This is a genomic window from Rhodohalobacter sp. (genome assembly GCF_041686455.1).
Classification (GTDB): Bacteria; Bacteroidota; Rhodothermia; order Balneolales; family Balneolaceae; genus Rhodohalobacter.
Genome location: NZ_JAWLDW010000030.1, coordinates 1 through 26,109 on the forward strand (window position 1 = coordinate 1; position 26,109 = coordinate 26,109).

Below are 26,109 nucleotides of genomic sequence, written 5' to 3' on the forward strand. Positions count from 1 at the left end.
AAAGAGATTGAGACTTTTCCACACCTTTTCACCTATCGATGGCTAGATGAAATCAAGCGGGAGCTTCCGGATATTGAATTGAATGTTGAACCGTTTCCAACCGATTCGCCCATAGCAAAAAACTGGTCGCATAAAACATTCGGAATCGATGCTGTTACCTACGAAGTTTGGGACGGACTGCCTAAAGACCAACTGGAAAAACTGGGTACTGAATCAGCGCAAATTTTCATGGAAATGATGATTTCCGAATTTGAAAAGAAAATGAAATAGAACAGGTTTCGTTTCATCATTAGTTCATAAGTCTAAAGTAGATTTATTATCTATTAAGCTGAGTTCACTTTTTTAAATGCTCTTTATTGCGTTCCCCTCCTTAAAAATGAGGGGACTTTCTGCATCCGGATTTAAGGTTTATTAATCGAGCTCAGGTTCTAACGTGTACAAATTTCAAGGTGTTCATGATAAATCTATCATTTTATAAATTATTCATCATTATCGCTCTGACTCTGCTTCTTTCAGCCTGCGGGAGCCCGGCTCTGGATGATTACAGCGATGTCAGTTATGAATTGACGGATCAAAACGGAGAGACCGTGATATTCCCCGACGATTACCAGGGCTCACCGCTTGTAATGGGATTTATTTATACAAACTGTCCTGATATCTGCTCCTTCATCACTGCCAATGTCGGTAAAGTTTACGAAGAGATGGATAACCCTGGAGATACCAAGTTTGTACTGGTCACTTTTGACCCGGAACGCGATACACCTGACGTACTCAAATCTTACGCTCAGGCATTTGACATGGACCACGAACCATTTCAATTTTTAACTGGAGATCCCGAAACTATTGACGATTTTATGAAAAGAGTGAGCGTTCGGACACAGGAATCCTATTCACGTGATCTTGATGACGGAGACCGAATGTATTTTTTAAATCACTCCGATAAAATTCTGTTGATCAATGAAAATTCTGAACTGATTTTTGACTACGGCGGAAGCATGACCCCGGTTAATATCATTATCGAAGACCTTCAAAAATTACTTTAACCCATATATTATGAAATACTTATACCCCTTAATTTTCGCTTCATTTTTTGCAATCAGTTGCAGTGGAGAAACAGAACAACAGGAACAGGTGGTTGACGGTGAAGGTGTTCAAATTGAGAGCGCCTGGGCACGGCCTGCCAGTGAGGGGCGTATGAGCGCTGCCTATTTTTTAATCACCAATTTCGAGAATTCGGAAGATGCTTTAATCGGAGTTGAATCGGACGTAGCACAGATGGTTGAGGTTCACGAATCGTATGAACGTGAAGAAGGGATGATGGGAATGCGGGAAGTGCCGGAAGTAGAGCTGCCTTCCGAGTCCACCGTACGGTTTCAGCAGGGCGGACTGCATATTATGCTCATACAGGTAACCCGAACACTGGCAGATGGGGATACGTTTGAGCTTACACTCAACTTCTCAAATTCAGAATCGCAAACGATTGAGGTTCCAGTAAGGTTGTAGAGACCTAAGTTCGATTAATAATGCATTGATTAATCTGCTTTAGAGTCCCTCCTTTTCCAAGTAGGGGAGTATCTTTTATCATAATTTTATCATCAAACTCAGGTTTATAAAGCAAGTCAAAACATTCAACCCCTGCCGTTATCAATACGAAAGCCCAAAAAACAGCGGAGTATTACAACAAGCTATCTCCAAAGTACGATAAACTGTACTCCTCTTATCTGAATCAAACTCACGAGCATTTCCTCAGCCACTTCAAGCCGGAGCCCGGAGATCGGATTCTGGACGCCAGTGCCGGTACCGGAATTTTAGCAAAAAAACTTCTGGATAACTTTGATACGATCGAAGAGTTGGTTCTGAATGATCCGGCGTCAAAGATGCTGGAAAAAGCAAAGGGTAAACTGGCCCGATATTCAAATGTTCGGTTTACAAACTGCTACTGCGAAGAGCTCGACTTCGAGTATCAAACTTTCGATAAGATCATCTGCCTGAACTCATTCCACTACTATGTGGATCAGAAAGCCGTACTCAGACATTTCCATAACTTTCTTAAACCGGGCGGCGAACTCTACGTTCTCGACTGGAATCGGAAGGGTTACTTTTTGATCTCCAGTTTTCTCATTGATCTGCTCTCTCCGGAAAATATCAACAGCCGGTCATTGGAAGAGATGACTTCTATGCTGAATGAGGATGGATTTACCGTTCAGGATAAAGAGGAGTGGAATTACAGGTGGTGGAAGTTCTTCTTTATGAAGTGTTTTAAAATTTGAACTGCTTGAAATAATTTTCCTATTCAATTGGTTCCAGGTCTTTTAATTGACCTTCTGTAAACATTTTTGATTTGATCAGAAACCTGACACCTAAAGGTATTTCAATAGAAAAACTGGAACCACGACCTTCCTTTATATCCAGGGTCAACTGCATGTACTGCCAATACTTAAACTGATCCCTTGCCATGTAGAAAGGAGCCCCATACACCTCACCCAGTTTCACATCGCTCTTGCCTACCCTGAACTGTCCTGCTTTGTAGCACATTGGCGAAGAACCGTCGCAACAGCCGCCGCTTTGATGAAACATCAATTCACCGTGCTTATCACGCAGCTGATCCATCACTTTTTTTGCTTCGTCGGTTATGAGAACTCTCTTTACTGGCATAATGATACTTTTTTAACTATAACTAGCTTAAACCCTACCCAACTGAGGGGCAGGGTTAAGTAAAACGTGCTTAAGGAAATAATCAGGCAATATTAAGGACCATTCGCCCTTCTATTTTATTTGCTCTCATGTCGTCCAGTGCACTGTTCACGTCGTCCAAATCCAACGCGGTAACATTCGATTTAACTTTGCCTTCAGCAGCAAAATCAATCGACTCCTGAAGGTCTTTCCGGGTGCCAACAATCGATCCGCGGATGGTAATACGGTTCAGCACTGCGTTGAAAATATCCAAGTCAAAACTACCCGGCGGCAGTCCATTCATGGCCAGGGTTCCTTTTCTGCGTAACGTACTCAGTGCCTGGCTAAATGCAACGGGTGCAACAGCTGTTACAAGTGCTCCGTGCATTCCTCCGGTCTCTTTCTTTAAAAATTGACCCGGGTCTTTTTCCACCGCGTTGACTGTTAAATCAGCACCTAATCTTTTTGCCAAATCAAGTTTATCGTCTGCGATATCTATTGCAGCAACATGCATTCCCATTGCTTTTGCGTATTGCACGGCAAGGTGGCCGAGGCCACCAATTCCAGAAATTGCAACCCATTCACCGGGCTTGGTCTCCGTTTCTTTTAAGCCTTTGTAAACAGTTACTCCTGCGCAGAGAATTGGCGCCATCTCTGTGAAATTGGCGTTGGAAGGCAGGTGACCCACATACCGGGGGTCAGCTATAACGTACTCTGCGTAACCACCGTCTACGCTATATCCTGCATTATCCTGCTCTTCACAAAGTGTTTCCCATCCGGTAATACAGTGCTCACAGGTGCCACAGGCTGAATAGAGCCACGGAACACCTACGGCATCTCCTTCTTTCACATTTTTTACATTTTTTCCGGCTGCGGCCACATATCCTACTCCCTCGTGACCGGGAATCAGGGGGAGTTTGGGTTTCACCGGCCAGTCACCGTCTATTGCGTGCAAGTCGGTATGACAAACACCGCTTGCCTTTACTTTTACCAGTATTTCATCATCACCCGGCTCTTTTACCGGCATTTCTTCCATCTTCAGGGATTCGCCAAAATTATGTACAACTGCAGCTTTCATTTTTTTTGGTAACATGACTATCTCCTCATTTTTATTTGAAAATAAAACCCGACCCAACTGCATCGGGAATTTATGGTCTGGATTTGAGACCAACGTTGTTTAAAAAAATCCAAGAGCTTTCTTATCGTACGATATCAGCATGTTCTTGGTCTGCTGATAGTGACTCAGCATCATCTTATGATTTTCCCGGCCAAAGCCTGACTTCTTGTAACCTCCAAAGGCAGCGTGCGCGGGATAGGCGTGGTAGCAGTTCACCCATACCCGGCCTGCCTTGATAGCCCTTGGCACCTGGTAAAGTTCATGAGCGTCACGGGTCCAAACACCTGCTCCAAGACCATAGAGTGTATCATTCGAGATAGAAATTGCTTCATCCACATCCTTGAAAGTGGTTAATGATGTTACAGGACCAAATATCTCTTCCTGGAAAACGCGCATACTGTTATTTCCGCTAAAGATCGTTGGCTGAACATAGTAGCCGCTGCCAATGCCATTATTTTTACCAACCTCGGCACGACCGCCGCCAACCAGTACTTTAGCTCCCTCTTCGCGTCCCACTTCGAAATAGTTCAATATTTTTTCAAATTGGTCATTCGAAGCCTGAGCACCAACCATTGTCTCATCATCGAGCGGGTGTCCCATTTTAATATTTTTAACGCGCTCAATAACTCGCTCAGTAAAAGCATCTGCTATAGACTCTTGAACAAGTATCCTGGAAGGACAGGTACATACTTCTCCCTGATTCAGTGCAAACATCGCAGCACCCTCAAGACACTTATCGAAATATTCATCATCCGCATCCATCACGCTTTCAAAAAATACATTCGGACTCTTCCCGCCCAGCTCTAAAGTTACAGGAATGATATTTTCTGATGCGTACTGCATGATGAGCCGGCCGGTAGTGGTTTCGCCGGTAAACGCTATTTTCGAAATCCGTTCACTGGTGGCCAGTGGCTGACCTGCCTCAGGACCAAACCCGTTTACCACATTCAGAACTCCGGGTGGGATAACCTCTCCTACCAGCTCCATCATTACCATGATACTTGCCGGTGTTTGTTCTGCAGGCTTTACAACTGTACAGTTACCTGCGGCTATGGCGGGGGCAATTTTCCAGGTCGCCATTAGCAGCGGGAAATTCCACGGAATAATTTGGCCAACAACACCCAGTGGCTCGGGCAGATTAATCGAAACTGTGTTAGCATCATGCTCAGATATTCCACCTTCCTGAGTACGAATAGCAGCGGCAAAATATCGGTAGTGATCTACAACCAATGGCAGATCTGCGTTCATCGTCTCCCGAATTGGCTTACCATTTTCAATGGTTTCGACACGCGCTAAATATTCAAGATTCTCTTCTATAATATCCGCCATTTTAAGAAGCACTGATGCCCTCTCCGCTGCCGACGTTCGGCCCCACTCGGGCGCCGCTTTATGTGCCGCATCCAGCGCTTTTTCTATATCATTTTCATTCGATCTGGCCGCTTTTGTAAACGGTTTTCCATCAACCGGAGAAATATTATCGAAATATTCTCCATCTACAGGCGGCACAAATTTACCGCCAATGTAATTATCATACTTCTCTTTAAACGTCGGGCGCTCATGTAACATGTTAGACTCCAATTCTTAATTTGGGATTGTAAAACCAACTTGGTAAAAAAAGCGCTTCCAATCTTGATCTATTTTCTCAAAAAGTTGCTTTATTGTCTCAATATTGTTTCACATTTTCTGTGAAATGTGTATATATAAAGTAATTATTTTGTCAATTGACGAAATATTCATTAATAAGTTATGACATGAACAAGCCACGATCTTCCCCCGAAAAACTTGTAGAAAACAGAACCAGCTTTGCAGGAAACGATGCTGTTTTTTCAGTATATGACACTTATATGGAAGCAAACAGAGTTGAGCTTCACGCCTCTAACCCTATGTATTGCGGGATGATTTCGGGCAAAAAGGTTATTCATTCCGGAGAGGAGAAACCCTTTGATTTTGTGCCCAGTGAAAGTTTAGTTCTTCCGCCGGATCAGACCATTCATATCGATTTCCCCGATGCAAAAATGGATGAACCCACCAAGTGCATTACCATTGAACTTCCGCTTTCAAGAGTTAATGATGTTGTGGCAAAAATGAACGACATGATTCCCCGAAGTAAATATTCGGGCGATTGGGAATACGACTCTACGCACTCAGTTCATTTTAAAAATACAGGCTCCGTAGATCTGCTGATTCGTAAACTATTCCATATTTTCACCGAGGAAAATAAACAGCGTGACCTCCTTGTAGAGTTGAACACCTCTGAACTGATTGTACACATGCTGCAAACTGAATCAAGAGCACTTCTTCTAAAAAATTACAGAAACCACGTTACAAGAAGCGGTCTCGCAGCAGCTATCGATTACATCCATAATAATCTAAACGGACCCATTTCATCCAAAAAACTCGCATCTGTAGCTTGTATGAGTAAAGCCTCATTTTATCGCTATTTCAAAAATGAGTTTGGTATGAGCCCGGTTGAATATATTAATGGCAAGAGGATTGAAATAGCACGTAAAATGCTTCGTAAGAAGAGAAAAAATGTAACAGATGTTTGCTACGAACTTGGATTCTCAAGCATGAGCCACTTTATTAAACTCTTTAAAGAGATAACCGGATTAACGCCAAAACAATATCAGCTTCAGTGCGGAAAAAAGACACAATCGATTGATGTTTAATCCAGCACAAAGCGGAAGGTAATTCTCCCCCACTGCGACTCTTGCGGTACACCGGACGGGAGCCGTGAAAATCTCCAGCTGCGGAGGGTTCTCATCACTTCGTTTTCTAACTCAGGGTTCATTTTTTTCAACGGTACAACTCTTCCAAGTGAACCGTCTGGTTTTACTTCAAACCGAACTGTAATCGTAGCTTCTTCGTTAGTTTGATTGTCCGGAAGAGGCTGATTCATAGGCGATCTCTCTAAATCTCCTTCCCACTGCAGTTCATAAGGTGCAGAGCGATCTGGGTCACTGCCGGTTCCCTCATCAACATTAGTTTCCCCGGTTGTTCCTTCCTCAACTCCGCTGCTGTCGACACCTTCAGCAATCTCTTCAGCTTCCTCCGCTACCGGCGGCTCTTCCACTTCCTCAACTTCCTCTTCAACCTCCACATTTTGGGGGTCAACAACTTCTGTTTCGGGAGTCTCAACAACCTCTTCACTCTGAATCTCTTCCTGCTGTTCAGGCAGCTCTACCGGTTTGGCAACTTCCTCTTCGGGCTGCTGAGGAGTTTCCACAGGCTCAGTAACTTCAGGATCCGGATCTTCCGGTTCTGTCTCTGCAGGATTTGGTCGGGTTGCCACTTCCTCTTCCTGCACCTCGGCCTGTTCAGCTACGGTACCACTTCTGAACTCGCCAAGCGTAACTTCTATGTAGGCCGGACGATTGTCGTGGTCCATATTGATGGTGTAGAGAATAGCAATAATAAACAGAACAAGATGGATCGCACCGGTTACAGCAAGACCAAATTGGTCTTCTTTATCAAAATGAGATTTGAACCAGTCTAACATAAATTTTAATCACGCTCCGTAGCCATTACAATATTCATATTCAGTGCCTGACCAATATTCATCACACGAACCGCATCATCTACTTTCGCATCGCGGTCGGCACGTACTACTAACGAAGCACTTGGCTTATTCTGATACACTTGCCGAATTATAGTGGATAAATTTCCGCTCGAGGCCTGTTCACCGTCAACAAAAAATTCTCCTTCAGCAGTTATTGCAACAGAAATTTGCTGAGCATTATTCGTCACACTCGATTCAGCCTGCGGAACATTCACACGGATTCCGAAATTGGTTACAAATGATGACGTCAGCAGAAAAAAGATCAGCAGCAGCAAAATGATATCCGTCAGTCCCGACTGCGAGAACATGGACAACGGCTCCAATTTGACACTGTCTTTACGAAAATCCATGAATTACCCCTCCTGACGTTTCTTCGGAGATGGTGCCTGCAGCAGATCAACAAAATCGGCAGAAGCATTTTCGAGTTCAAAAACCATTCTATCTACTTTACCTACAAGATAATTGTAGAAACCAAGTGCGATAATACCTACAATCAATCCGGCGGCCGTTGTAATCAACGCCTCCCAGATTCCACCTGCAAGTACACTTGGATTCACATTCCCCTGCAGAGACTGGATATCCATAAATGCGCGGATCATACCGGTTACCGTTCCGGTGAAACCAATCAGCGGTGCAACACTGGCAATGGTTGCCAGCCAGTTCATTCGCTTTTCAAGCTGATAGATCTCTTTTTTTCCGGCATTGTGAATTGCTTGTTCAATATCCCGAATCGGGCGACCCAACCGGCGGATACCGGATTTTAAAATCCTTGCAAGCGGCTTGTCAAATTCTTCACAATATTGAATGGCACGATGTTGGCTGCCCGACTTCAACAGCGACTCAATATTATTGAGCATGCTATTCACATCCATCTGTGAATTTTCAAGTGTTCGCCACCGTTCTGCAATCACATAGATTGCTAATACAGAAAGGATAAAGAGCGGGATCATTAAAATGCCACCCTGAGATAAAATTTCGAAAAATGACATTGAGGCTTCGTCCTGTAGCATTTGAGCAAGTGAATCTGCCTCTGTTGTATCAGCCTGAAGCATTAAAAACGAGATGATATTCATGTATTTATTTAGTTGGTCTGTATTCGTTGAATAAAGTTATTTGAGCTGTATGGATTGGGAAGTTCTGCAGCCGCCTGCTGAGCGTCCGAAATTGTAGAAAACTGACCTACACTTACTCTCCAAACTGTATCGCCTTGCACAAGTCTTGGAGTTACTAAAACCCGATAACCATCCGATGCTAAATGTTCTGCTTCTGAACGGGCTCTTGCTTCACTCTCCATAGAGTGCAGTACAATAGAGTACCCGTCATTCGCTTCGTCTACCAGGTCGCCCATTAAGCCATATACCGGCTGTTCCGGATCCTGTTCGACAGGCTCTTCTTCTATTACTTCAGTTTCCTGCTCGGGTTCCACCGGCGTGATCACCGACTGAGTCTCTTCCGGGGTTTGATCAACTTGTTCTTCCGGCGGATCGGTAACCGCTTCTGTTCCTGAATCATCCGATTCAAAAAGTGACGGGATAACTAAAAAGCCAACCACAATTAAAATAATTATCAGTCCAACACTGATGACCATGGTAATTGGATCACGCTGTTCCGACTTCTCATCTGTTATTTTAGATTTGGTATCTCTTTTGGACTCTGCTGTCTTAGCAGCAACAAAATCTTGTTTCTGCTTCTCATCAACATCTGAAACTTCAGGTTCCGCTTCATTGAAAATTTTACTTAAATCATCAGAATCATCATCCTCAATCTCTTCCACATCATCATCCAGAGCAAAAACAGGATCAAGTTCAAGATCTTTGTCATCCTCTCCCTCTTTCTCCAGTCCCGGGATTGGCTCTAGTTCCTCATCTTTCGTTGTTTCATCATCTTCTTCGGTCTCCTGCTCTTCATACTCTTCAGGAATGAACGAGAATGGATCGTCCTCATCTGCGTCTTTATCCTTGTCCCCTTCATCAGAGCCTTTCATCTTCGATGAGGCATCACCTAAGAGTCCCGAAAATGGGTCAATATCGCGATCTACCTTATCGGGCGGAGAGATCAAAGCACCTCCGTCAGGACCTTCTGCGTCATCTTCAATAGGGCCTTCATCTTCGTCCAAATCCTGATCGTCAGCGTTAAAGCCAAAAATTTCGTCCATATCGGATCCGGTAGAAGAAACGGGTTCATCTTCCGTCTCGTCGGCTTCCTCTTCGTAAGATAGATCGCTCGCCTGCGTCTCGCTATCCTGGTCCCGCGCCGGTTTCAACTCAACCGGCTCCATACCGGCGTATTTGAAATTAATTTCTGTACTGAGTTCATCTGCAGGGTCGAATTTCAGATTACCATGTTCATCGAAGTAGAACATGCCAAACTCTTTTACTTCAAGTGCTTTTCCGCGTTCGGCAGCATCCAGAATTCGATCAATTAGTTGCTTCAGCTGACTTTCTATCTCGTCAGCATCCATCCCGGTTTTTTCAACTAACAGTTCTACCAGTTTCGCTCTGTTAATTTTCATTCGATCTCCTCACCTTAGATTTGAATTCTACAACGTCTGCCGGTGGAACCATAACTACCCTGCCATTTTCGTAGGTTTTTTGATGTTGCTTGCGATGCACAACTTCAAATGTCCCAAAACCGTTAATTTCGACCTTATTTTTTTTCAAGATCTGTTCCCGAAGAACCTCTTTGAAAGCCTTTATAAAAGTAGATTTCATCTTTAAAATAGATATGTGATTCCAATATATCCCTGAAAACCTCTTTCAGGGTATCCTTGCCACAATTCGTACTTCTCGTCTAATAAATTAACAAGTTTGCCGTAGACTCCCAGCCGATCGCCCAAAGAAATTTCAAAGCGACCACCGAGGTTGAAAAATGATGGAAGTGAATTTCCTCCCGAATCATCACGGCTTCCAACATATTCTCCCCACCCTTCAACAACTAACTGACTAAACGGGCGGAAAGCTATCGTTCCTTTAATGCTTAACGACTCAATAAAAGGAATTTTTTCGTCATTTGAGAGTCTTGGTCTTTGCCACGCTCCATCTGCTTGAATCCAAATCACGTCAGGTTTCAAATCCTGAGAGAAAGCACCATATAATTTAAAGATATTTGCGTTCTCAAAATTCAACCCGTAATACCGTTCTGTCAATACCGGCGGAATCTGCGCGCCTGCATTCAAAACATTGCTGTTCCGGGTATAATAAAGGTAATTCTTTATGTATTGATAAGATACCCCGCCACTGAATGTTGAGCCGGATACAGGCTCAATTTGCACTTCTGCCAAGCCTCTCCATTCATATTGGTGCTCCAGCTGGATGTTAAAATCTACATACCGATTTTTTGAATATATGCTCCCCATATTCTTGACCTTCGGAGCTGCGGATAAGTGAGCTCTCAGATCTAACCCGGAAAACAAGTTGTGAGTAACCGATACATCCGCAACCGGGTACAGTGAAAAATCATTTATGGCGTCCGTTACGCCTGAGAAACCCGCGCCGGCTTTAACTTCGGTTTTGTAGTTAAAAAGACGTTCGTAGTGTGCGGTTACTTTCGTTACAGACCAGCTTCCGGACTCTGAGTCCAATGGATCAAAACCGCCTGCAGAGGTTGCTAGCTTTAGGCGGTGTACTTCTTCCACATTACTTCCAAGTCTTGAATATTCTGCCAAACCTTTAATACCCCACTCTATAGCGTCGCCTTCGAGTTGAGGGAGGTCTGATGTTAAATCAAACTGATTAGAAAATCCGTCCAGCGCAACACGCACGCCGCTGAGTGATGTTTCAGCATAATTCAGATCAAATCCTCCGTACGTGCCAAAAGCTTCTGTGCGGGTGTTATCATCTCCGGGCTCTCCATCCTGTAATACCATGCCCGGATAGTGATTAAACATCGACTTAGCACCCAGATTTGTCTGTACCGTTGTTTTTCCCGACACACGGTGTACCGATCTCATTTCAATCTTACTGTTTCTGAAAGAATCCTTGAAATCGTCCAGGTGACCATCCGTAGACAAATGGTTTATGTTGGCGGAAACACGGTTTTTATCATTCAGCCTGCCAACTACATAAACATCTGCTTCCGGCGTGAAGTAACTTCCTATTCCGAGTCTGGCAAATCCGTTTTTGGGATCTGAGTAACCGAGAGGCATGTAATTAGGCGGTTCAGGCCGATCCATTACGCCAATCGGCAGGTTGGCTACAACAGTCTCCTCATCTTCAAAAAATGGTGTTCGGTTCGGATCGATCTGAAATACACGCGGCCTTGGATTAAAGCCCAGAATTGGCTGCCGTCTCAACCCGGGAAACCGAGCCTGAAACTGGCTTCTGATTTCGATGTCCTGCGGATCAATTTCGGGTAAAAGAGTCTGCTGCGTACCGGATTCCTGTTGTGCATCTTGAGCAACTGCTTTCACTCCTGCAAATAGGGTTAAGGAGGTGAGCAATAATGCAAATAAAAGTCGATTCATAAATTCAGAACTATTCATCATTTATCAGAAAGAAACTAACTGCTTTTTTTATAAAAATTCATTGATCTTCTTAAGAAACTAATCAATTAATTTGGATTTCCAGCTCTTAGTGTGGCGTATTTATCCCACCAAAGTGAAATCGGCCCGATTATAAACACCAAAATTACTGTAACGCCGTGAGCGATGGTGGCGTATGTTAAAGCTGTAACTAATGGAATATTGTACAAAAGCCGCATACTCTGCTGTATCAAAAGGTGGTAGGAGCCAATTCCGGCCGGAGTGGGAATACTAACACCAATGGATGATACCATCGTTAATACAACCGCGTCACTCATTGTTAAACCGTACGCAGACTGCAACTCCATCATATAAAACGGCAAATAGGTCATAAATATATAGCCAATCCAAATGCCTGCTGTTAGCAGTAAAAACATAGGCCAGTTCTTCACATGGCGTATTGAGATCATTCCTTCAGTGAATGAACGAGCTTTACCTAATATATTATTCAGTATTGAACTGCTGAATGGCTCTTTTTTATCACTATAGTTCAAAATTTTGTAAATAAGCCAGATTCCAACAATAACCAGAAGGAAAAAAAGTGGAATTCCAAGATAAGCATACCATGGCCAGCTCTCTGTTCCAAAAAGTTGCTCCAGCAGTCCGATATCGCGTATCAAATAGAACGATACAAATACAATCAAAACCATCATTGTGGCAAGATCAAACAGGCGCTCTACCACAATTGTCCCAATTAAATTACTTGAACTCATCCCTTGTTTCCTGGCAACATAAACGGGCCGTGATATTTCTCCAAGCCGCGGAACAATGTTGTTGAGAACATATCCGAGCATGACTCCTGCAAACAGTGTTGATCGCGGTATGCGCTGTCCGTCATTAGCTAAAAGTAATCTCCATCGTTCTGCTCTCATCAGATGGCTTGCCAAGAGAAACAAAACAAAAAAAGGCAACCAGTAAAAGGTTGCCAATTTCATCTGCTGCCAAAGTTCGGTAAGGTCTACATTTCTCACCGCCAGCTGCACAAACAATACGGCTACTGCTACAGATATGAGTATGTTTAGAATTCTTTTTTTCTTCATTCGCTATCGTAGCGCATGTCTATAAGTTCCGCATCAGCCGGCACTTCCACTCTAAACAGATCCTTTGATTCTTCGGTAAAGTTGCCGTTTTTGAATGTTGTTACCAACTCATTTTCTGCTTGATCAACAGCTACAATTTCTTCCGGATTCCCTTCGCCGTTCAGAAAAATTGTAACGGTGTTAAAGACCGTAAACGGGTCGTCTGAGGTAAGAGTAATTTCTGCGCTTCCGTTCTGCAGACTTCGTTCACTAACTTCGAAAGATTCATCCACGCCCTGAAGCATCCGTGATGGAGCAAAGTCGTCTTCCTCCTCTATATAATCACTGATAATCACCCGGTTTCTGGATTGATCGTAAACCGTAGAAACTTCACCATCTACAACCATGGTCTGAAGATCGCCTTCTATCCGGTATCTCTCTTTGCCAATCCAGATTTTTCCTTCCGAGTATTGCTCCTCACCGGTAAAAGCGTCTTTATATAGGTGGGAAAAATCGGCTTCAAATATTCGGTTTTGCTCAAAATTCTCTTTAAGCCTGTCGAACTGAGGAGTTTGTGCAAACAGGTTTCCCATCAGAAACAAGTTCAGTACCAGTGTTGAAATAATAATTTTTTGTCGCTTCATAATAGCCTCCTCAAAAGGTTTATATCAAAATATCTCTATCCTGTTAACTGCCTAATCGATATGCAGTTCCCGTTCAACGCAAAAGATCCTCCCACAGTATCAAAAATGGGTATTAAACATCCAGCTCTTCAAAAATCTCTTCGAGATCATCCTCGTCATCAACCTTCACATCCCGCGCCGTGCTTCCCTGATAGGGCCCTACAACTCCGGCATTGTAAAGCTGATCAATGATACGCCCTGCCCTGTTATACCCGATTTTCAGTTTACGCTGAAGAAGTGATACCGACCCCTGCTGATGAAGTACCACTATCTTTGCAGCTTCCTTAAAGTAGTCATCAATGTCATCAAGCGGATCGGGAATTCCTTCATTTTCATCTTCAATAACAGGAAGCTGAAACGGCTTTTTAAATCCTTTTTGTGATCCAATAAACGAGGTAATACGTTCCACTTCTTCGGTGTCCACATAGGCATTCTGTATACGTGTCATTCCACCGCCATTCGAAAAGAGCATATCTCCGCGCCCGATAAGCTGGTCGGCACCGCCGGTATCAAGGATCGTCCGGGAGTCCACTTTCGAAGCTACCTGATAGGCAATCCGCGCCGGGAAGTTTGCTTTAATGGTACCGGTAATTACGTTCACGGATGGACGCTGTGTGGCCACTACCAAATGAATTCCAATTGCGCGGGCAAGCTGTGCCAGGCGGGCAATGGGCTCTTCAATCTGTTTTCCTGCCGTCATCATCAGGTCGGCAAGCTCATCAATCACCACCACAATATATGGCAGGTGACGATGCCCCAGGTCTTCGTCCAGTTCTCCGGTATCAAATTTTTCGTTATATGATTTGATATCGCGCACCATCGCCATTTTCAGAAGATCATACCGCTCATCCATCTCTTTGGTAACGCTCTCCAGCGTCTCCATCGCCCGGGTGGTGTCGGTTACAATCGGCTCATCAGAACCCGGCAATACTGCCAGATAGTGATTCTGAATATTCCGGTAGAGAGAAAGCTCAATCTTCTTCGGATCGATCATTACAAACTTCAGATCGTCGGGATGACATTTATAAAGCAGACAGGTAATAATCGTATTGATACCAACCGATTTACCGGATCCTGTAGCACCTGCCATGAGCAGGTGAGGCATTCGGGTCAGATCAACCATAAACACTTCATTCTCAATCGTTTTCCCAAAGGCTACCGGCAGATCGTAATCTGTCTCTACAAACTTTTTCGTGTTAATTACCGATTTAATAAACACCGTTTCTCGCGAGCTGTTTGGCACTTCAATACCCACCGCTGAACGTCCCGGAATAGGAGCAATAATACGTAAACCGTGTGCAGCCGTGGCCATTTTCAGATCATTGGCATAGCTCTCAATCTTACTGATTTTTACGTCCGGTGCCGGTTCCAGCTCATAAAGTGTTACTGTTGGACCAACAATCGCGTTGATTCCTAAAATCTCAATTTTGTGGCGTTTCAGCTTATCAAGGATGATCCGCTTATTCTCCTTAATCTCTTCCAGGTCCACCTCATTTCCTTCATTTGGAGGTGAAGTCAGCAGATCAATTCCCGGGAATTTGTATTTGATGACGGGCACTTCTTTCGCCTTGCTCTTATTGAGGCGGTCCAGCTCTTTATCACTGGCTTCTTCATCACCTTCACCCACGTATACTGAAATTTCTACATCGTCGTCATCATCTTCTACAGTCTTATCCGGACTCTTTTCAAGAATAGCCCTTGGCGGTTGTTTTTCCAGCTCGGCACTCTCTTTTTTGCGTTGTGCTTCACGCTCTTCATCTTCTTTTTGTGATTTTTCTACAATTTCATCGATAGAAGCCGGTGGCAGTACACTTTCAGCCTGCTTTTTATCTTCATCCGCTTTTTTCATTGCGGCATCAGCTTTTTGACGCTTTCTAATGGCCGCTTTCTCCTCTTTTTCGCGTTTCTTCTCCGCTTTTTTGCGCTCTTTCTCCTTGCGCTTCTGCTCACGTTTTCCCTTTAAGTCAGACTTCCAGCTCTGCAATACCTCAAAGGTCTTTTGCAGATCACGGTCGGCAAGTATCAGCAACGATACAAACAGCAGTACCAAAAGCAGAATAATTGAACCTAGGCCCAGAATGTTTTCCAGAATTCCAGCTACATAAATTCCTGAGTTACCGCTCCAGGACATTGAGTAGACCTCAAACCGGTTGTAAAACCAGCCAAATATGGTAGAAGCCAAAACCATAATCCAAAGTCCGTAGGCGGCCGGCCAACCCAGCTCACCCAAATCATTTTGCCGAAATACAAACCAGCCCAGCGAAGCAATGATAATTGGAATGATGATGCTTGTATATCCAAACAGAGTATGGACTAAGGTATAGGAGATATAAGCACCGAGCATACCAAGCCAGTTGCTGATACGAAGTGCCGGTCCCTGATTTATCTGAAACAGAGAGCTTGAGTCCAAAGATTTTACAATAGCGTAATCCGCCGGATTGTATGAGGCGATACTCAGCAATAGCAGTCCTGAAACTGCCATAATTAAAATTCCCGTAACCTCCATCTTTCGGGAATAGTCAAAATTACTGAAAAAACCGTTCTGCTTTTTTTTGGCCATATTATGTCGAGATAATTCCGTCGTGCAAAATAGGTAACTGATCGGTAACGTCTGTTTGGCAACAGTAGTCAATGTCGTCGGGTCCCACCACATCCTTCAATCTTTGAGCATGATTTGACTGAAAGATTACCGACTTAATATCATCGGAATATTTTTCGTATAGACCAAATGCCACTTTAGCCCCATCATTCGCATCATCCGATAGCTGTGCGTCACATAAATTGTAGATTATATTCCCGGCAAGCAACATATCTTCCAGTGCCAGCCGGCCTTTCCATCCGGCACATAACAGCACAATCTCATTTTTTTCCACGCTGAGTGCTTTCACAATAGTGCTTAAATTCAGAAATGAGGCGATATAAATCGTAGACGATCCAAGAGATTTTTTTATCGCCTTGGTTCCGTTTGTTGTATTGAAAATCAGGGTTTTACCCGACACCGTCTCACGGGTATATTCCAACGGCGAATTACCAAGATCGTAGCCGTCAATTTTAGCTCCGTCTTTTTCTCCGCAGAGCATATAATTATCTGAATCCACACTTTGGGAAATTCGGCTGGCCTCGCCCATATCCTCTACAGGAATTACACCTTTAGCGCCATTCATCATAGCTGTTACTATAGTTGATGTTGCGCGAAGAACATCAATCACAACTACCGATTTATCTCTCAGCTCATTTTCCTGAAACGACTGTGCCGAAAAAAATACATCTATATTATTTGTACTGCTCATACTTCTTATTTCTTGTAAAATGGCGGCTTTGTTACCGTTGCGTTTACTTCTTTTTTTCGAATTTGAATTTGTATGGCTTCACCCTCATTGGCATGATCCACATGAATGTAACCCATCCCTATACCTTTATTCAAAGAGATGGATTGTGTTCCACTTGTTACAAAACCGATCTCATTTCCGTCTTTGTCCAGGATTTTATATCCCGAGCGAGGTACATTTCTGCCCTCATCTATCACAAAGCCGGTTAGCTTTCGGGTTCTTCCTTTCTCTTTTACCTCGGCGATAGCTTCTTTGCCAATAAAATCACCTTTATCCAATTTTGTAAGCCATCCCAGGTTTGCTTCAATCGGATTGGTCTCTTTGGTGATATCGTTGCCATATAGAGCAAAGCCCATTTCCAAACGAAGAGTATCTCGTGCGCCCAACCCGGCCGGTTCAAGGCCATACTCTTTACCCGTCTTCAACAGTTCATTCCAGATCTTCAGGGCGTCTGATTTCTTGGTATCAATATAGAGCTCAAACCCTTTTTCACCGGTATAGCCTGTTGCGGAGATGATCACATCACCCTCACCGGCAACCGCTCCCTGTTCAAACGTATAGAATTTAATTGCAGAGACATCGGTCTCGGTCAGCTTTTTCAGAATTTCGATCGATTTGGGTCCCTGCAGTGCAAGCAGTGCATAGTCGTCAGAGCGATTCTCAATTTCAGCTTCTGCTGTATTATGCTTTTTAATCCATTCCCAGTCTTTTTCGATGTTCGAGGCGTTGACCACCAGCATATATTCTTCGTCAGATAGCATGTATACAAGAAGGTCATCCACGATACCGCCATCTTCGTAGCACATTGCCGTATACTGAGCTTTTCCGGGCACCAAGTTCGATGCGTCGTTAATCGTAACCTTCTGAATCAGCTCCAGTGCTTTGGGGCCGCGGACAAAAAACTCTCCCATATGGGATACATCAAACAGTCCGGCTCTTTCCCGAACGGCCATATGCTCCTGTTTGATTCCCTGATATTGAACGGGCATATCAAATCCGCCAAAATCAATAATTTTCGCTCCCAGTTTTTCGTGCTCCTGATGGAATGGAGTTTGTTTAGACATAAATTTTATAAACTGTTTCTCGTTATAAAGTTCCTTCGTTCATTTCAACTGTGTGTTACCTGATATCTGAATTCATATTCAATTAATGAACTCCACGTATCTTATTTCTTTTCAGTTGATCTTTTAAATTAGTCCTTATTCTGTTTATTTTTGAAAGGTAACAATTTCAAGCACGTAAAACATTTATGTCTATCCATAAAGAACAAATTAAAAGCGCACTTTCACAGGTCGTCCATCCTGAATACGAAAAAGATCTAATTACTCTTGATTTGATTCAAGATCTGATCATTCAGGATAAATATGTGGCTTTTACTCTCGAGCTGCCAAAAAAAGACGACAGTCTCGCTGATTATCTGAAAAAAGAGTGTACAAAGGCTGTACATAAATTTGCCGATAAAGAAGCCATTCTCGATATCACGGTTGGGATCAACATTTCAAGGCAGCGTGAGCTGGATGGAGATGATGCTCCGGAACAGGCTCAGCAACAACAGCCTCAGCAAGAACCCATATTAGCCGGTGTTAAAAATGTAATCGCTGTTGCCTCCGGAAAAGGCGGAGTGGGTAAATCAACAGTAGCCGCAAACCTGGCTGTAGCACTGGCTCAAACCGGTGCAAAAGTAGGGCTTCTGGATACCGATATTTACGGTCCAAGTGTTCCCACCATGTTTGATGTGAAAGAAAGGCCTAATATAACCACTCAGAAGAAATTGATCCCAATTGAAAAGCATGGCGTGCATCTCGTGTCCATGGGTTTTCTGGTGGATACCGATCAGGCCATGATCTGGCGTGGCCCTATGGTAACAAGTGCCGTAAAACAGTTTATGCAGGAAGTGGAGTGGGGTGAGTTGGATTATCTGATTCTGGACCTCCCTCCGGGAACCGGTGACATTCAGCTAACCATTGTACAAACCGTTCCATTGACCGGAGCTGTAATCGTATCCACTCCACAAACAGTGGCCCTGGATGATGCACGGAAAGGTGTGGCGATGTTCAGCAAAGTTAATGTCCCCGTTTTAGGTATCGTCGAAAACATGGCCTACTTCGTGCCGGATGATATGCCTGAAAAGAAATACTACATCTTTGGAAAACACGGTGCCAGAAATCTTGCTAAAAATCTTGAAGTTCCATTTTTGGGTGAAGTACCACTGAGGGAACAGATTCGTGAAACAAGCGACTCCGGCACTCCTGTTGTCGCATCTGATCCGGCATCTCCTGCCGCAATTGGCTTGAAAGAGATTGCCAACCGGGTACAGCAAACCGTTTCCATACAGAATCAGAGTGAAGATTCCGGAAGCAAAGTGGATATCAAGATTCGACCGTAAAATTACGTGAGTTCGAGATAAAATTTAGAATTTACACCCCTCTCAGTCTCCCCTTATTAGGGGAGAATTTGTCAAACTCATCATCAGTATACCAATATCGAATTCACTTAAAAAAAACCACTTCTCTAGCAACTGCAGAGCCGGAGCAATATGCCTCCGGCTTTTTAGTTATGGATTAAACCTTTTGAAATGACAGACAAAGAAGAAAAAGCAAAAAAGCGCAAGCGATCGCTCATCGAATGGGGTGCCATAATTGGAGTAATTGCATTTCTATATCTAACCGGACTACATACACCTGTAATCGGAACTCTTCAAAAAGGCCTGCTGGCCACCGGACTGATTAAACCATCCATACCGTCTGTTACAGATACATTTCCCGAAGCAAACCGGGATTTTTATATGGCAGATGAAGACGGACAGGTCATCTCACTTGCCCATTTTGATGGTGAAGTGGTTTTCATGAATATCTGGGCGACCTGGTGTCCTCCCTGTATCGCAGAAATGCCATCCATCAACAAACTGTATCAACAGTTTAGGGAGTCCGACAATGTTAAATTCGTTCTGGTTTCGATGGATGATGAATTCGAAAAGGCGAAACAGTTTATGGAAAAGAGAGGCTTTAATATGCCGATATATCACTTCCGAACGAAGGTGCCCGGAACCTATGAAGGCAATGTAATTCCAACCACCTATGTAATTTCAGGAGATGGCAGGCTGATGATGGAGAAGCAGGGACTCGCAAAGTATGATACTCCTGAGTTTGAGCAGTTTTTAAGAGACCTGGCTGAGATTTGATAAAAAGGTAAATACTCTACCAACCCTTAGCCGCATAAACACAAACATAATATATTCCTATTATGTATTGGAAGACTTCCCCTCCTTCATAATAAGGGTAAATTCATTTTCAACTCCATCACTAAATAATTCCAACCTTATTTAACCAATAAAAGTCTTTTCACAAACACATTGTCGTTTACAATCAGGCGGTAGAAGTACATTCCGCTGGCTAAACCACCGGCTTCAAACGGCTGATTATATCTTCCCTCGGGCTGCTGACTATTCACCAATGTTTGAACCAGCTGACCGCTTACGTTATAGATATCCAGGCGAACATCTGATGTCTCCGGCAACACGTATGGAATAGTTGTTGTCGGGTTAAACGGATTCGGGTAGTTATCCTCGAGCCGGGCAATTTCATCTTCACGAAGAGATTCCCCGGTCAGATTTAAAGAAATTGGGCTTACGGCATTATTTGCGTTGTGAGTAATTCTTGCTATTCCCTCATGAATTCGATCGTTTCTGGGAATGTATCGGATAGTCACATCAACATTTTCTCCGGGCTCTAAATTACCTGAAGCCAATCCTGCAGGTGATACCACAAAATCATCACTATCAATTGTAATATTATATGAAAGAGGATCCTCTGAGTTCACATCATTTCCGAAACTTACAGTACGCTCTACTCTGTCGCCCACATTGGCAACTCCAAAATTCAGGCCGTCCTCAGTGGTCTCATTGCTAATTACAATCTGAGATTCACCGCCAACCAACTCGAGGCAATTGCTTCCCAGCGGCCATCCCCAATCGCTCAGCATACCGCAGAAAACAGGTCCCGGCGAGTGTATTGCAAATTGCCTGTCAATTCTTGGACGCATCAGAGCACTGGGCAGATTTTGACTTTGAGTAAAAATACTCTGGTCTAAGTGTGAGTAGGAAGACCCTCCATTCCATTCAGGCGGAGCATAAAGCGGAATCCGCTGTCCGCCAAAAACACTTCGTGCGTCAATTCCATTAAAGTAAACACCGTCTCTCTGTCCGGTTAAAGCCCTGTAAAGTTCAACAGAAGGGTTTGGAAATTCAGATGTATTCAGTAATTCATTTCCAAGACCGTCTTCTGCAAATCGATCATAAATAAATGGCCAGTTGTTGCTTCCAATTCCATAGCTACCTGAAGTACCATTTTCAGCATTCATTGAGCCTATAAATCCAATACCGTGACCAATTTCGTGAATTACAACGGTCACAAAATCAATTAGACCGGTTGGTGTGTTCGCGTCTGTTCCAAAATACCAGTCATCAAAATTGCAGTTCATATTGATGTTAATATCATGCTCCTCACCAAAGTCATTATTAGCCAGCTGATCTACACCCGACATTGCACTGGCCTGAGCTATCGTATACCAAGTGTCCTCTTCTCCATTAGATGGCCTTGCAACCAATGTAGGCCCGGCACTTCCCAAAACATTGCCATCTCTTTCAATCCAGCTGGCATTAATTCGAATGGGAATTTCTGACTGCAGATACGTCTCCCAAATACCCATGGCATACTCAAAAGCAGTTTGAGCCTCCGCAGGCCATTCACTGCCGTCACTGCAGCTATTTACGTAGTTTATTTCAAAATTCGCAGACCGCACTTCATCGTTCGCTTTTCTATAGCGCTCTTCTGCCTTTTTAAAATAGTTTCTGTTGATATCTGTTGGCGGAAGCTTACAGATTTCTCCCATTTCCGGTGCTTCCATCAGAATATACTGGTCGGGTTGAGGAACAGTTTGTTGAGCAAAGCCTGAAATAACTGAACCAAAAAAGACGAACAGCAACAGGTAGAGAGGCTTGATTAATGTGGCAGACAATTCGGTTTTAACGTAACTTTGATTCATTGATAAAGCTTTACATAGTGAATAATGGAGTCTAAGTTTAAGCAAAACATATCAATCATACGCAATGAAATTTTGTTAACCTTCTCTTAAAGCACGATGTGACCTTTTACTTATTAATTTCCCAAAGATATGAAAACCTTAAAACTTACTCTCCCCGTTCAAATTACAGGTCTGATTTTGTGGCTGGCCCTCTGTTACTTTGTTGCATGGACCGGTGCACAAGTTTCACCCGGAATTGCTTCACCCGAGTGGTATAGCTCATTAAACAAGCCGGATTGGAACCCACCAGCATGGCTTTTTGGTCCTGTTTGGACTCTGCTTTACACTATGATGGGAATCGCGGCCTGGCTGGTCTGGAAAGACTTTGGATTTAAAGCAGCAAAGATTGAACTCACCGCTTTTCTCGTTCAGTTAGCCCTGAATGGTTTATGGTCTCAAATCTTTTTTAACATCCAGAATGTTGGATTAGCACTCATTGAAATTCTCTTTTTACTGGTCGCTATTTTTATCACTACTTACCTGTTTTACCAGAGAAAAAGAGCTGCCGGCTGGCTGATGGTGCCATATATTTTATGGGTAAGTTTTGCAACCGCACTCACAGCAGCGATTTGGGTGTTGAATTGAATGGCTAGAAGCAAGATGCTAGATGCGAGTTAATAATTTTTTGTAAGGGGGTTTGATTTTTTCGCTCTTATAATTAACCGCTAACATTACAATCATATTCATCATGTTAAATTTAAGCCATAAAAAACTAACTGTCTGGAAATATAGTATTGACCTCGTTGCCGAGATTTATAAACTAACTGGAAGTTATCCATCAAATGAACGATATGGATTGATATCACAGATGAGAAGAGCTTCCGTATCTATAGTATCAAATTTGAGTGAGGGAGCATCCAGAAAATCTAAAACTGAGAAAAGCAGATTTTATGAAATTGCAAGATCTTCTCTTGTTGAATTAGATGCTCAAATTGAAGTGTCAATCAAGCTTAAAATTGTCCAAAAATCTGATTTAAGAACTCTATCAGAGAAAATGAACTCAACATTCTCACTACTAACAGGATTAATGAATTCCTGTAATTAACTCGATACCCGTACTGGCATCTGCCCTCTCGCATCTCGCCAATAAAAATCAATCCTGCTTATACTTAAACAGATTTTCGCCACCCACTTTCTCTTCGGCTTGTGACAGGGCATAAGCGCTCTCAAACAGAACAATCGGATTCTCTTCCATATCCTTCGTGACATGCGTGGAGTAGCTGCTCTCCAGTTTTTTGATGATCTCATCTGACTCATGAGGCAACCAGCGCGCAGCGTGATAATTCACCGGCTGCATATGAAGCTCCACTCCGTACTCTCCCTGCATTCTGTGCTGAACCACTTCAAACTGAAGAACACCCACGGTTCCTAACAAAAGCTCATTCCCAACACCGTTTGGCACTTCAAAGACGTGAACCACACCCTCTTCCGATAGCTGTTTCAGTCCCTCGCGAAGCTGCTTCCGTTTGAATGGATCCTTGGTGGATACCTTCATAAAGTGCTCCGGAGTAAAGAGAGGAATTACGTTAAAACGTACCGGTTCCTTTTCGTAAAGCGTAGACCCGATTCTGAAAAATCCGGGGCTGAACAATGATACAATATCTCCGGGGTAGGCCTCTTCCAGAATATTTCTCTCATCTCCCATTAACGTGTGGGGAGTAGACATTTTTACTTTTTTACCGGTGCCCTCATGAATCACATTCAGTCCACGCTTAAACTTTCCGGATGTGATTCGGATAAAGGCAGCACAATCCCGGTGATCCGGGTTCATATTGGCCTGCAACTTGAAAATAAAACCGCTAAAAGGTTCATTCAGCTCCCGCTCATCTCCATCCGCATCGGAGTAAATCTGCGGAGAGGGCGCCAAATCGGAGAAATATTTTAAAAACACATCCAGTCCGAAGTTGTTCAGAGCCGATCCAAAAAATACAGGTGATGCCTCACCTACTTTAAACTTGTCCTGATCCATATCGGCAAACATATCTTCAATCAGCATCACTTCTTCCTGTAGCTGCTCCTTTTCAGCCTCAGACAGATTGGTCTTTTCCAATCCATCATCCAGTGAGAAGATTTCCATTTCTGCTTTCTTGGCTCCATGTTCTGACTTTCGGTACAGATGGAGCTCCTTTCCGATCAGATCATAAATTCCCTGAAATTTCTGACCGTACCCAACCGGCCAGCTTGCGGGTATCGCTTCAATACCCAGTTTATTCTCTACGTTACTGAGTACTTCCAGCGGGTCCATACCGGGACGGTCACACTTATTCACAAAAGTGATTACCGGTACACGTCTCATTTTGCAGACTTCAAACAGTTTTTCGGTCTGCTCCTCAACACCTTTTGCAACGTCAATCACCATCAGGCCACTGTCGGCAGCCACCAGAGTTCGCAGGGTATCCTCAGAGAAATCCTTGTGACCCGGAGTGTCCAGCAGGTTGTACTTAATGTCATCTTTCTCAAACCGGAGCACAGATGATGTCACGGAAATTCCTCTGTCCTGCTCGATCGACATCCAGTCGGACGCGGCGTGGCGGGTGGCTTTGCGTGCGCGAATTGAACCCGCTTCGTGCAGAGCGCCACCATAGAGAAGCAGTTTCTCGGTCAGAGTGGTTTTACCGGCATCCGGGTGGGAGATGATCGCAAACGTTCTCCTCCGGGCTGCTTCTTGTTCGATGATATTTTCCTTGGTTTTGGTAGCGGCCTGTGACATATCCTGATCTAAACTTCAAATTTTGAAAGACCTGTAATATAACGAATTCACACGGTTTGATCACTTTTTTGATAAAAGTCCGATAATATATTCCACCGTTTACATTTTATACAACGTTTAAACAGATTCTGAGAATCCCATCTGAGCCAAACTGAAGGGGGTTGAAATTTTAAACCGTGTTAAAAACAAGCCAGAATCGCTCTCTAAAACATTTAATCAACGATTTTGCAGGAACAATCCCGAAAAAAATCCTGTATACTCCATTGAACTCGAAACCAAAAATCGACGAATTATTATGACTACTTTCAAAAAAACTTCCAGAATTTTTACAGCACTTTTTTCACTCATTCTCATTGCAGGTATTAATTTGTCTGTTGCGCAAAGCGGGAATGTAGTGGATGTAATTAATGAGAGCGATGATCACACAATTCTTGCAGAGTTGTTGGAAACAACAGAGTTAAATAACGTGATTGCACAACAGGGCCCTTTCACAGTAGTTGCACCTACGGATGAAGCATTTGAAGAGCTGGGTTCCGAATTGGATGCACTGAGAGAAGATCCTGAGCAGGCACAAAACGTTATAATTGGTCATCTTTTCCAGGGTGAAGTTCCGGCTGAAGAAGCAGAACCTGCCTTGAATATTGAGATTACAAGCGGTGATATTCCGGCCACTAACGGGCTTGTACATGTTACCAATACCGTCATTCAGAGTAATAACTAGATTTATTCAACCTAACAGTTAGATGGAAGGAGTCGTGTTCCCGGATGGGGAGCACGGCTTTTTTTATTTATACGGTGTACGGTTTAAGAAGTAAGGCTTACGGCAAGCACCCAGGTATGTTAAAATTGAGCGCAAAATTGTAAGGATTTTGGTGATAGATGCTCTTACAAAGAAAGAAGAACCAAAATTCAATTCTTATGAGTTACAAGAAATTAAAAATATGGTCACTGGCAAGAGAGATATCTATTGATATCCATAGAATGTCACTTAACCTGCCAAGGTTTGAACTTTATGAAACAGGTAGTCAGATACGCCGATCATCAAAATCCATTCGGTCAAATATTGTAGAGGGTTATGGGAGAAGAAAGTATAAAAACGACTATATCAGATTTTTGACCTATTCTCACTCATCTGTATTAGAAACCCGTGACCACCTTGAAACACTTCTTGATACAGGTTCACTAACTGACGTAAATATCTTTAAGGCACTTGATGAAAAGTTAGATCATATCGGTCGAATGCTTTACAACTTTACTCAAAAAATTGAAGAGAGAGAATAAACCGTACACCGTATATCCTATGCCGTAAGCCGTGATCAAACCAAAGCCTCAACCACCTTCTCTAAATCTCCTCTTGTATTATAAACATTCGGTGAAACCCGGATAGCTGAACCACGGACGGAGACGTGAATGTTTTG

Annotated in this window: 26 protein-coding genes and 1 pseudogene; 11 read left to right on the forward strand and 16 right to left on the reverse strand. The window is 43.4% G+C overall.

What is annotated here, in order from left to right:
- From ACESM0_RS05645 to ACESM0_RS05660, 4 genes and pseudogenes are all read left to right on the forward strand, one after another.
- A pseudogene (locus tag ACESM0_RS05645) lies at window positions 1–270 on the forward strand (hypothetical protein); the annotation flags it as partial.
- 185 nt (window positions 271–455) lie between these two features.
- Window positions 456–1,043 carry an SCO family protein gene (locus tag ACESM0_RS05650; RefSeq protein WP_372904497.1) on the forward strand — a complete coding sequence of 196 codons (588 nt, stop codon included), beginning with the start codon at window positions 456–458 and terminating at the stop codon, window positions 1,041–1,043.
- Between the two features lie 10 nt (window positions 1,044–1,053).
- Entirely contained in the window at window positions 1,054–1,503 is a 450-nt protein-coding gene (locus tag ACESM0_RS05655) for a copper chaperone PCu(A)C (RefSeq protein ID WP_372904499.1), read from the forward strand.
- A 140-nt stretch (window positions 1,504–1,643) separates the two neighbouring features.
- Window positions 1,644–2,270: a class I SAM-dependent methyltransferase gene (locus ACESM0_RS05660; RefSeq protein WP_372904546.1), complete on the forward strand. Its 627-nt coding sequence runs from the start codon at window positions 1,644–1,646 to the stop codon at window positions 2,268–2,270.
- A 19-nt stretch (window positions 2,271–2,289) separates the two neighbouring features.
- Here ACESM0_RS05660 and ACESM0_RS05665 read toward each other — a convergent pair whose 3' ends face one another.
- From ACESM0_RS05665 to ACESM0_RS05675, 3 genes are all read right to left on the reverse strand, one after another.
- Entirely contained in the window at window positions 2,290–2,655 is a 366-nt protein-coding gene (locus ACESM0_RS05665; RefSeq protein ID WP_372904501.1) for a DUF779 domain-containing protein, read from the reverse strand.
- Window positions 2,656–2,737: 82 nt separating this feature from the next.
- Window positions 2,738–3,766 (reverse strand): alcohol dehydrogenase AdhP, encoded by a 1,029-nt coding sequence (gene adhP / locus ACESM0_RS05670; RefSeq protein WP_372904503.1) that lies wholly within the window; start codon window positions 3,764–3,766, stop codon window positions 2,738–2,740.
- A gap of 84 nt (window positions 3,767–3,850) precedes the next feature.
- Entirely contained in the window at window positions 3,851–5,356 is a 1,506-nt protein-coding gene (locus tag ACESM0_RS05675; protein WP_372904505.1) for an aldehyde dehydrogenase family protein, read from the reverse strand.
- Between the two features lie 185 nt (window positions 5,357–5,541).
- Here ACESM0_RS05675 and ACESM0_RS05680 point away from each other — a divergent pair, with 185 nt between their 5' ends.
- Window positions 5,542–6,459, forward strand: a complete 918-nt coding sequence (locus ACESM0_RS05680; protein ID WP_372904507.1) for a helix-turn-helix domain-containing protein — start codon at window positions 5,542–5,544, stop codon at window positions 6,457–6,459.
- Here the strand turns inward: ACESM0_RS05680 and ACESM0_RS05685 are convergent.
- From ACESM0_RS05685 to gcvT, 11 genes are all read right to left on the reverse strand, one after another.
- Window positions 6,456–7,289 carry an energy transducer TonB gene (locus tag ACESM0_RS05685; protein ID WP_372904509.1) on the reverse strand — a complete coding sequence of 278 codons (834 nt, stop codon included), beginning with the start codon at window positions 7,287–7,289 and terminating at the stop codon, window positions 6,456–6,458. The genes ACESM0_RS05680 and ACESM0_RS05685 overlap by 4 nt on opposite strands.
- A gap of 5 nt (window positions 7,290–7,294) precedes the next feature.
- Entirely contained in the window at window positions 7,295–7,699 is a 405-nt protein-coding gene (locus ACESM0_RS05690; protein ID WP_372904511.1) for an ExbD/TolR family protein, read from the reverse strand.
- Window positions 7,700–7,702: 3 nt separating this feature from the next.
- Window positions 7,703–8,422 carry a MotA/TolQ/ExbB proton channel family protein gene (locus ACESM0_RS05695; protein ID WP_372904513.1) on the reverse strand — a complete coding sequence of 240 codons (720 nt, stop codon included), beginning with the start codon at window positions 8,420–8,422 and terminating at the stop codon, window positions 7,703–7,705.
- 8 nt (window positions 8,423–8,430) lie between these two features.
- Window positions 8,431–9,861: an SPOR domain-containing protein gene (locus tag ACESM0_RS05700; RefSeq protein WP_372904515.1), complete on the reverse strand. Its 1,431-nt coding sequence runs from the start codon at window positions 9,859–9,861 to the stop codon at window positions 8,431–8,433.
- Window positions 9,851–10,060 carry an HU family DNA-binding protein gene (locus ACESM0_RS05705; protein WP_372904517.1) on the reverse strand — a complete coding sequence of 70 codons (210 nt, stop codon included), beginning with the start codon at window positions 10,058–10,060 and terminating at the stop codon, window positions 9,851–9,853. The genes ACESM0_RS05700 and ACESM0_RS05705 overlap by 11 nt, the downstream gene beginning before the upstream one ends.
- Before the next feature lie 2 nt (window positions 10,061–10,062).
- A complete protein-coding gene (locus ACESM0_RS05710; protein WP_372904519.1) occupies window positions 10,063–11,811 on the reverse strand; it encodes a hypothetical protein in 1,749 nt (582 codons plus the stop codon).
- Between the two features lie 86 nt (window positions 11,812–11,897).
- Complete coding sequence (locus ACESM0_RS05715) at window positions 11,898–12,908, reverse strand: lysylphosphatidylglycerol synthase transmembrane domain-containing protein (protein WP_372904521.1); 1,011 nt, start codon at window positions 12,906–12,908, stop codon at window positions 11,898–11,900.
- Window positions 12,905–13,531 carry a LolA family protein gene (locus ACESM0_RS05720; protein ID WP_372904522.1) on the reverse strand — a complete coding sequence of 209 codons (627 nt, stop codon included), beginning with the start codon at window positions 13,529–13,531 and terminating at the stop codon, window positions 12,905–12,907. Before ACESM0_RS05720 ends, ACESM0_RS05715 begins: the two co-directional genes overlap by 4 nt.
- Window positions 13,532–13,643: 112 nt before the next feature.
- Window positions 13,644–16,130, reverse strand: coding sequence for an FtsK/SpoIIIE family DNA translocase (locus ACESM0_RS05725; protein WP_372904524.1), 2,487 nt, complete (start codon window positions 16,128–16,130; stop codon window positions 13,644–13,646).
- 1 nt (window position 16,131) lies between these two features.
- The gene (locus tag ACESM0_RS05730) at window positions 16,132–16,860 is read right to left on the reverse strand and encodes a 2-phosphosulfolactate phosphatase (protein WP_372904526.1); all 729 of its coding nucleotides are present in this window, start codon (window positions 16,858–16,860) and stop codon (window positions 16,132–16,134) included.
- A 5-nt stretch (window positions 16,861–16,865) separates the two neighbouring features.
- The gene (gene gcvT / locus ACESM0_RS05735; RefSeq protein ID WP_372904528.1) at window positions 16,866–17,963 is read right to left on the reverse strand and encodes a glycine cleavage system aminomethyltransferase GcvT; all 1,098 of its coding nucleotides are present in this window, start codon (window positions 17,961–17,963) and stop codon (window positions 16,866–16,868) included.
- A gap of 185 nt (window positions 17,964–18,148) precedes the next feature.
- Here gcvT and ACESM0_RS05740 point away from each other — a divergent pair, with 185 nt between their 5' ends.
- Together ACESM0_RS05740 and ACESM0_RS05745 are read left to right on the forward strand one after the other, a co-directional pair.
- A complete protein-coding gene (locus ACESM0_RS05740) occupies window positions 18,149–19,285 on the forward strand; it encodes a P-loop NTPase (RefSeq protein ID WP_372904530.1) in 1,137 nt (378 codons plus the stop codon).
- A gap of 189 nt (window positions 19,286–19,474) precedes the next feature.
- Window positions 19,475–20,080: a TlpA family protein disulfide reductase gene (locus ACESM0_RS05745; RefSeq protein WP_372904532.1), complete on the forward strand. Its 606-nt coding sequence runs from the start codon at window positions 19,475–19,477 to the stop codon at window positions 20,078–20,080.
- A gap of 137 nt (window positions 20,081–20,217) precedes the next feature.
- On the opposite strand, the gene ACESM0_RS05750 is transcribed toward ACESM0_RS05745, so the two are convergent.
- Window positions 20,218–21,942, reverse strand: a complete 1,725-nt coding sequence (locus ACESM0_RS05750; protein WP_372904534.1) for a T9SS type A sorting domain-containing protein — start codon at window positions 21,940–21,942, stop codon at window positions 20,218–20,220.
- Window positions 21,943–22,071: 129 nt separating this feature from the next.
- On the opposite strand from ACESM0_RS05750, the gene ACESM0_RS05755 reads away from it, so the two are divergent.
- The gene (locus tag ACESM0_RS05755) at window positions 22,072–22,566 is read left to right on the forward strand and encodes a TspO/MBR family protein (RefSeq protein ID WP_372904536.1); all 495 of its coding nucleotides are present in this window, start codon (window positions 22,072–22,074) and stop codon (window positions 22,564–22,566) included.
- Window positions 22,567–22,669: 103 nt separating this feature from the next.
- A complete protein-coding gene (locus ACESM0_RS05760) occupies window positions 22,670–23,026 on the forward strand; it encodes a four helix bundle protein (RefSeq protein WP_372904538.1) in 357 nt (118 codons plus the stop codon).
- A 48-nt stretch (window positions 23,027–23,074) separates the two neighbouring features.
- Here ACESM0_RS05760 and ACESM0_RS05765 read toward each other — a convergent pair whose 3' ends face one another.
- The gene (locus ACESM0_RS05765; protein ID WP_372904540.1) at window positions 23,075–24,691 is read right to left on the reverse strand and encodes a peptide chain release factor 3; all 1,617 of its coding nucleotides are present in this window, start codon (window positions 24,689–24,691) and stop codon (window positions 23,075–23,077) included.
- Window positions 24,692–24,986: 295 nt separating this feature from the next.
- Between ACESM0_RS05765 and ACESM0_RS05770 the strand changes: the two genes are divergently transcribed.
- Both ACESM0_RS05770 and ACESM0_RS05775 read left to right on the forward strand, forming a co-directional pair.
- On the forward strand, window positions 24,987–25,412 hold the full coding sequence (locus ACESM0_RS05770) for a fasciclin domain-containing protein (protein WP_372904542.1): 426 nt from the start codon (window positions 24,987–24,989) through the stop codon (window positions 25,410–25,412).
- A 197-nt stretch (window positions 25,413–25,609) separates the two neighbouring features.
- The gene (locus ACESM0_RS05775; protein ID WP_372904544.1) at window positions 25,610–25,972 is read left to right on the forward strand and encodes a four helix bundle protein; all 363 of its coding nucleotides are present in this window, start codon (window positions 25,610–25,612) and stop codon (window positions 25,970–25,972) included.
- The last annotated feature ends 137 nt before the right edge of the window (window positions 25,973–26,109 follow it).

What these genes read in the sequence shown, in the direction of transcription:
- ACESM0_RS05700 (WP_372904515.1), bottom strand. Translation starts at nt 9,861, where the DNA reads ATGAAAATTAACAGAGCGAAACTGGTAGAACTGTTAGTTGAAAAAACC.
- ACESM0_RS05665 (WP_372904501.1), bottom strand. Translation starts at nt 2,655, where the DNA reads ATGCCAGTAAAGAGAGTTCTCATAACCGACGAAGCAAAAAAAGTGATG.
- ACESM0_RS05740 (WP_372904530.1), top strand. Translation starts at nt 18,149, where the DNA reads ATGTCTATCCATAAAGAACAAATTAAAAGCGCACTTTCACAGGTCGTC.
- ACESM0_RS05655 (WP_372904499.1), top strand. Translation starts at nt 1,054, where the DNA reads ATGAAATACTTATACCCCTTAATTTTCGCTTCATTTTTTGCAATCAGT.
- ACESM0_RS05715 (WP_372904521.1), bottom strand. Translation starts at nt 12,908, where the DNA reads ATGAAGAAAAAAAGAATTCTAAACATACTCATATCTGTAGCAGTAGCC.
- ACESM0_RS05675 (WP_372904505.1), bottom strand. Translation starts at nt 5,356, where the DNA reads ATGTTACATGAGCGCCCGACGTTTAAAGAGAAGTATGATAATTACATT.
- ACESM0_RS05690 (WP_372904511.1), bottom strand. Translation starts at nt 7,699, where the DNA reads ATGGATTTTCGTAAAGACAGTGTCAAATTGGAGCCGTTGTCCATGTTC.
- ACESM0_RS05725 (WP_372904524.1), bottom strand. Translation starts at nt 16,130, where the DNA reads ATGGCCAAAAAAAAGCAGAACGGTTTTTTCAGTAATTTTGACTATTCC.
- ACESM0_RS05775 (WP_372904544.1), top strand. Translation starts at nt 25,610, where the DNA reads ATGAGTTACAAGAAATTAAAAATATGGTCACTGGCAAGAGAGATATCT.
- ACESM0_RS05710 (WP_372904519.1), bottom strand. Translation starts at nt 11,811, where the DNA reads ATGAATCGACTTTTATTTGCATTATTGCTCACCTCCTTAACCCTATTT.
- ACESM0_RS05730 (WP_372904526.1), bottom strand. Translation starts at nt 16,860, where the DNA reads ATGAGCAGTACAAATAATATAGATGTATTTTTTTCGGCACAGTCGTTT.
- ACESM0_RS05745 (WP_372904532.1), top strand. Translation starts at nt 19,475, where the DNA reads ATGACAGACAAAGAAGAAAAAGCAAAAAAGCGCAAGCGATCGCTCATC.
- ACESM0_RS05705 (WP_372904517.1), bottom strand. Translation starts at nt 10,060, where the DNA reads ATGAAATCTACTTTTATAAAGGCTTTCAAAGAGGTTCTTCGGGAACAG.
- ACESM0_RS05750 (WP_372904534.1), bottom strand. Translation starts at nt 21,942, where the DNA reads ATGAATCAAAGTTACGTTAAAACCGAATTGTCTGCCACATTAATCAAG.
- adhP (WP_372904503.1), bottom strand. Translation starts at nt 3,766, where the DNA reads ATGTTACCAAAAAAAATGAAAGCTGCAGTTGTACATAATTTTGGCGAA.
- ACESM0_RS05695 (WP_372904513.1), bottom strand. Translation starts at nt 8,422, where the DNA reads ATGAATATCATCTCGTTTTTAATGCTTCAGGCTGATACAACAGAGGCA.
- ACESM0_RS05685 (WP_372904509.1), bottom strand. Translation starts at nt 7,289, where the DNA reads ATGTTAGACTGGTTCAAATCTCATTTTGATAAAGAAGACCAATTTGGT.
- ACESM0_RS05765 (WP_372904540.1), bottom strand. Translation starts at nt 24,691, where the DNA reads ATGTCACAGGCCGCTACCAAAACCAAGGAAAATATCATCGAACAAGAA.
- gcvT (WP_372904528.1), bottom strand. Translation starts at nt 17,963, where the DNA reads ATGTCTAAACAAACTCCATTCCATCAGGAGCACGAAAAACTGGGAGCG.
- ACESM0_RS05680 (WP_372904507.1), top strand. Translation starts at nt 5,542, where the DNA reads ATGAACAAGCCACGATCTTCCCCCGAAAAACTTGTAGAAAACAGAACC.
- ACESM0_RS05770 (WP_372904542.1), top strand. Translation starts at nt 24,987, where the DNA reads ATGACTACTTTCAAAAAAACTTCCAGAATTTTTACAGCACTTTTTTCA.
- ACESM0_RS05760 (WP_372904538.1), top strand. Translation starts at nt 22,670, where the DNA reads ATGTTAAATTTAAGCCATAAAAAACTAACTGTCTGGAAATATAGTATT.
- ACESM0_RS05720 (WP_372904522.1), bottom strand. Translation starts at nt 13,531, where the DNA reads ATGAAGCGACAAAAAATTATTATTTCAACACTGGTACTGAACTTGTTT.
- ACESM0_RS05650 (WP_372904497.1), top strand. Translation starts at nt 456, where the DNA reads ATGATAAATCTATCATTTTATAAATTATTCATCATTATCGCTCTGACT.
- ACESM0_RS05755 (WP_372904536.1), top strand. Translation starts at nt 22,072, where the DNA reads ATGAAAACCTTAAAACTTACTCTCCCCGTTCAAATTACAGGTCTGATT.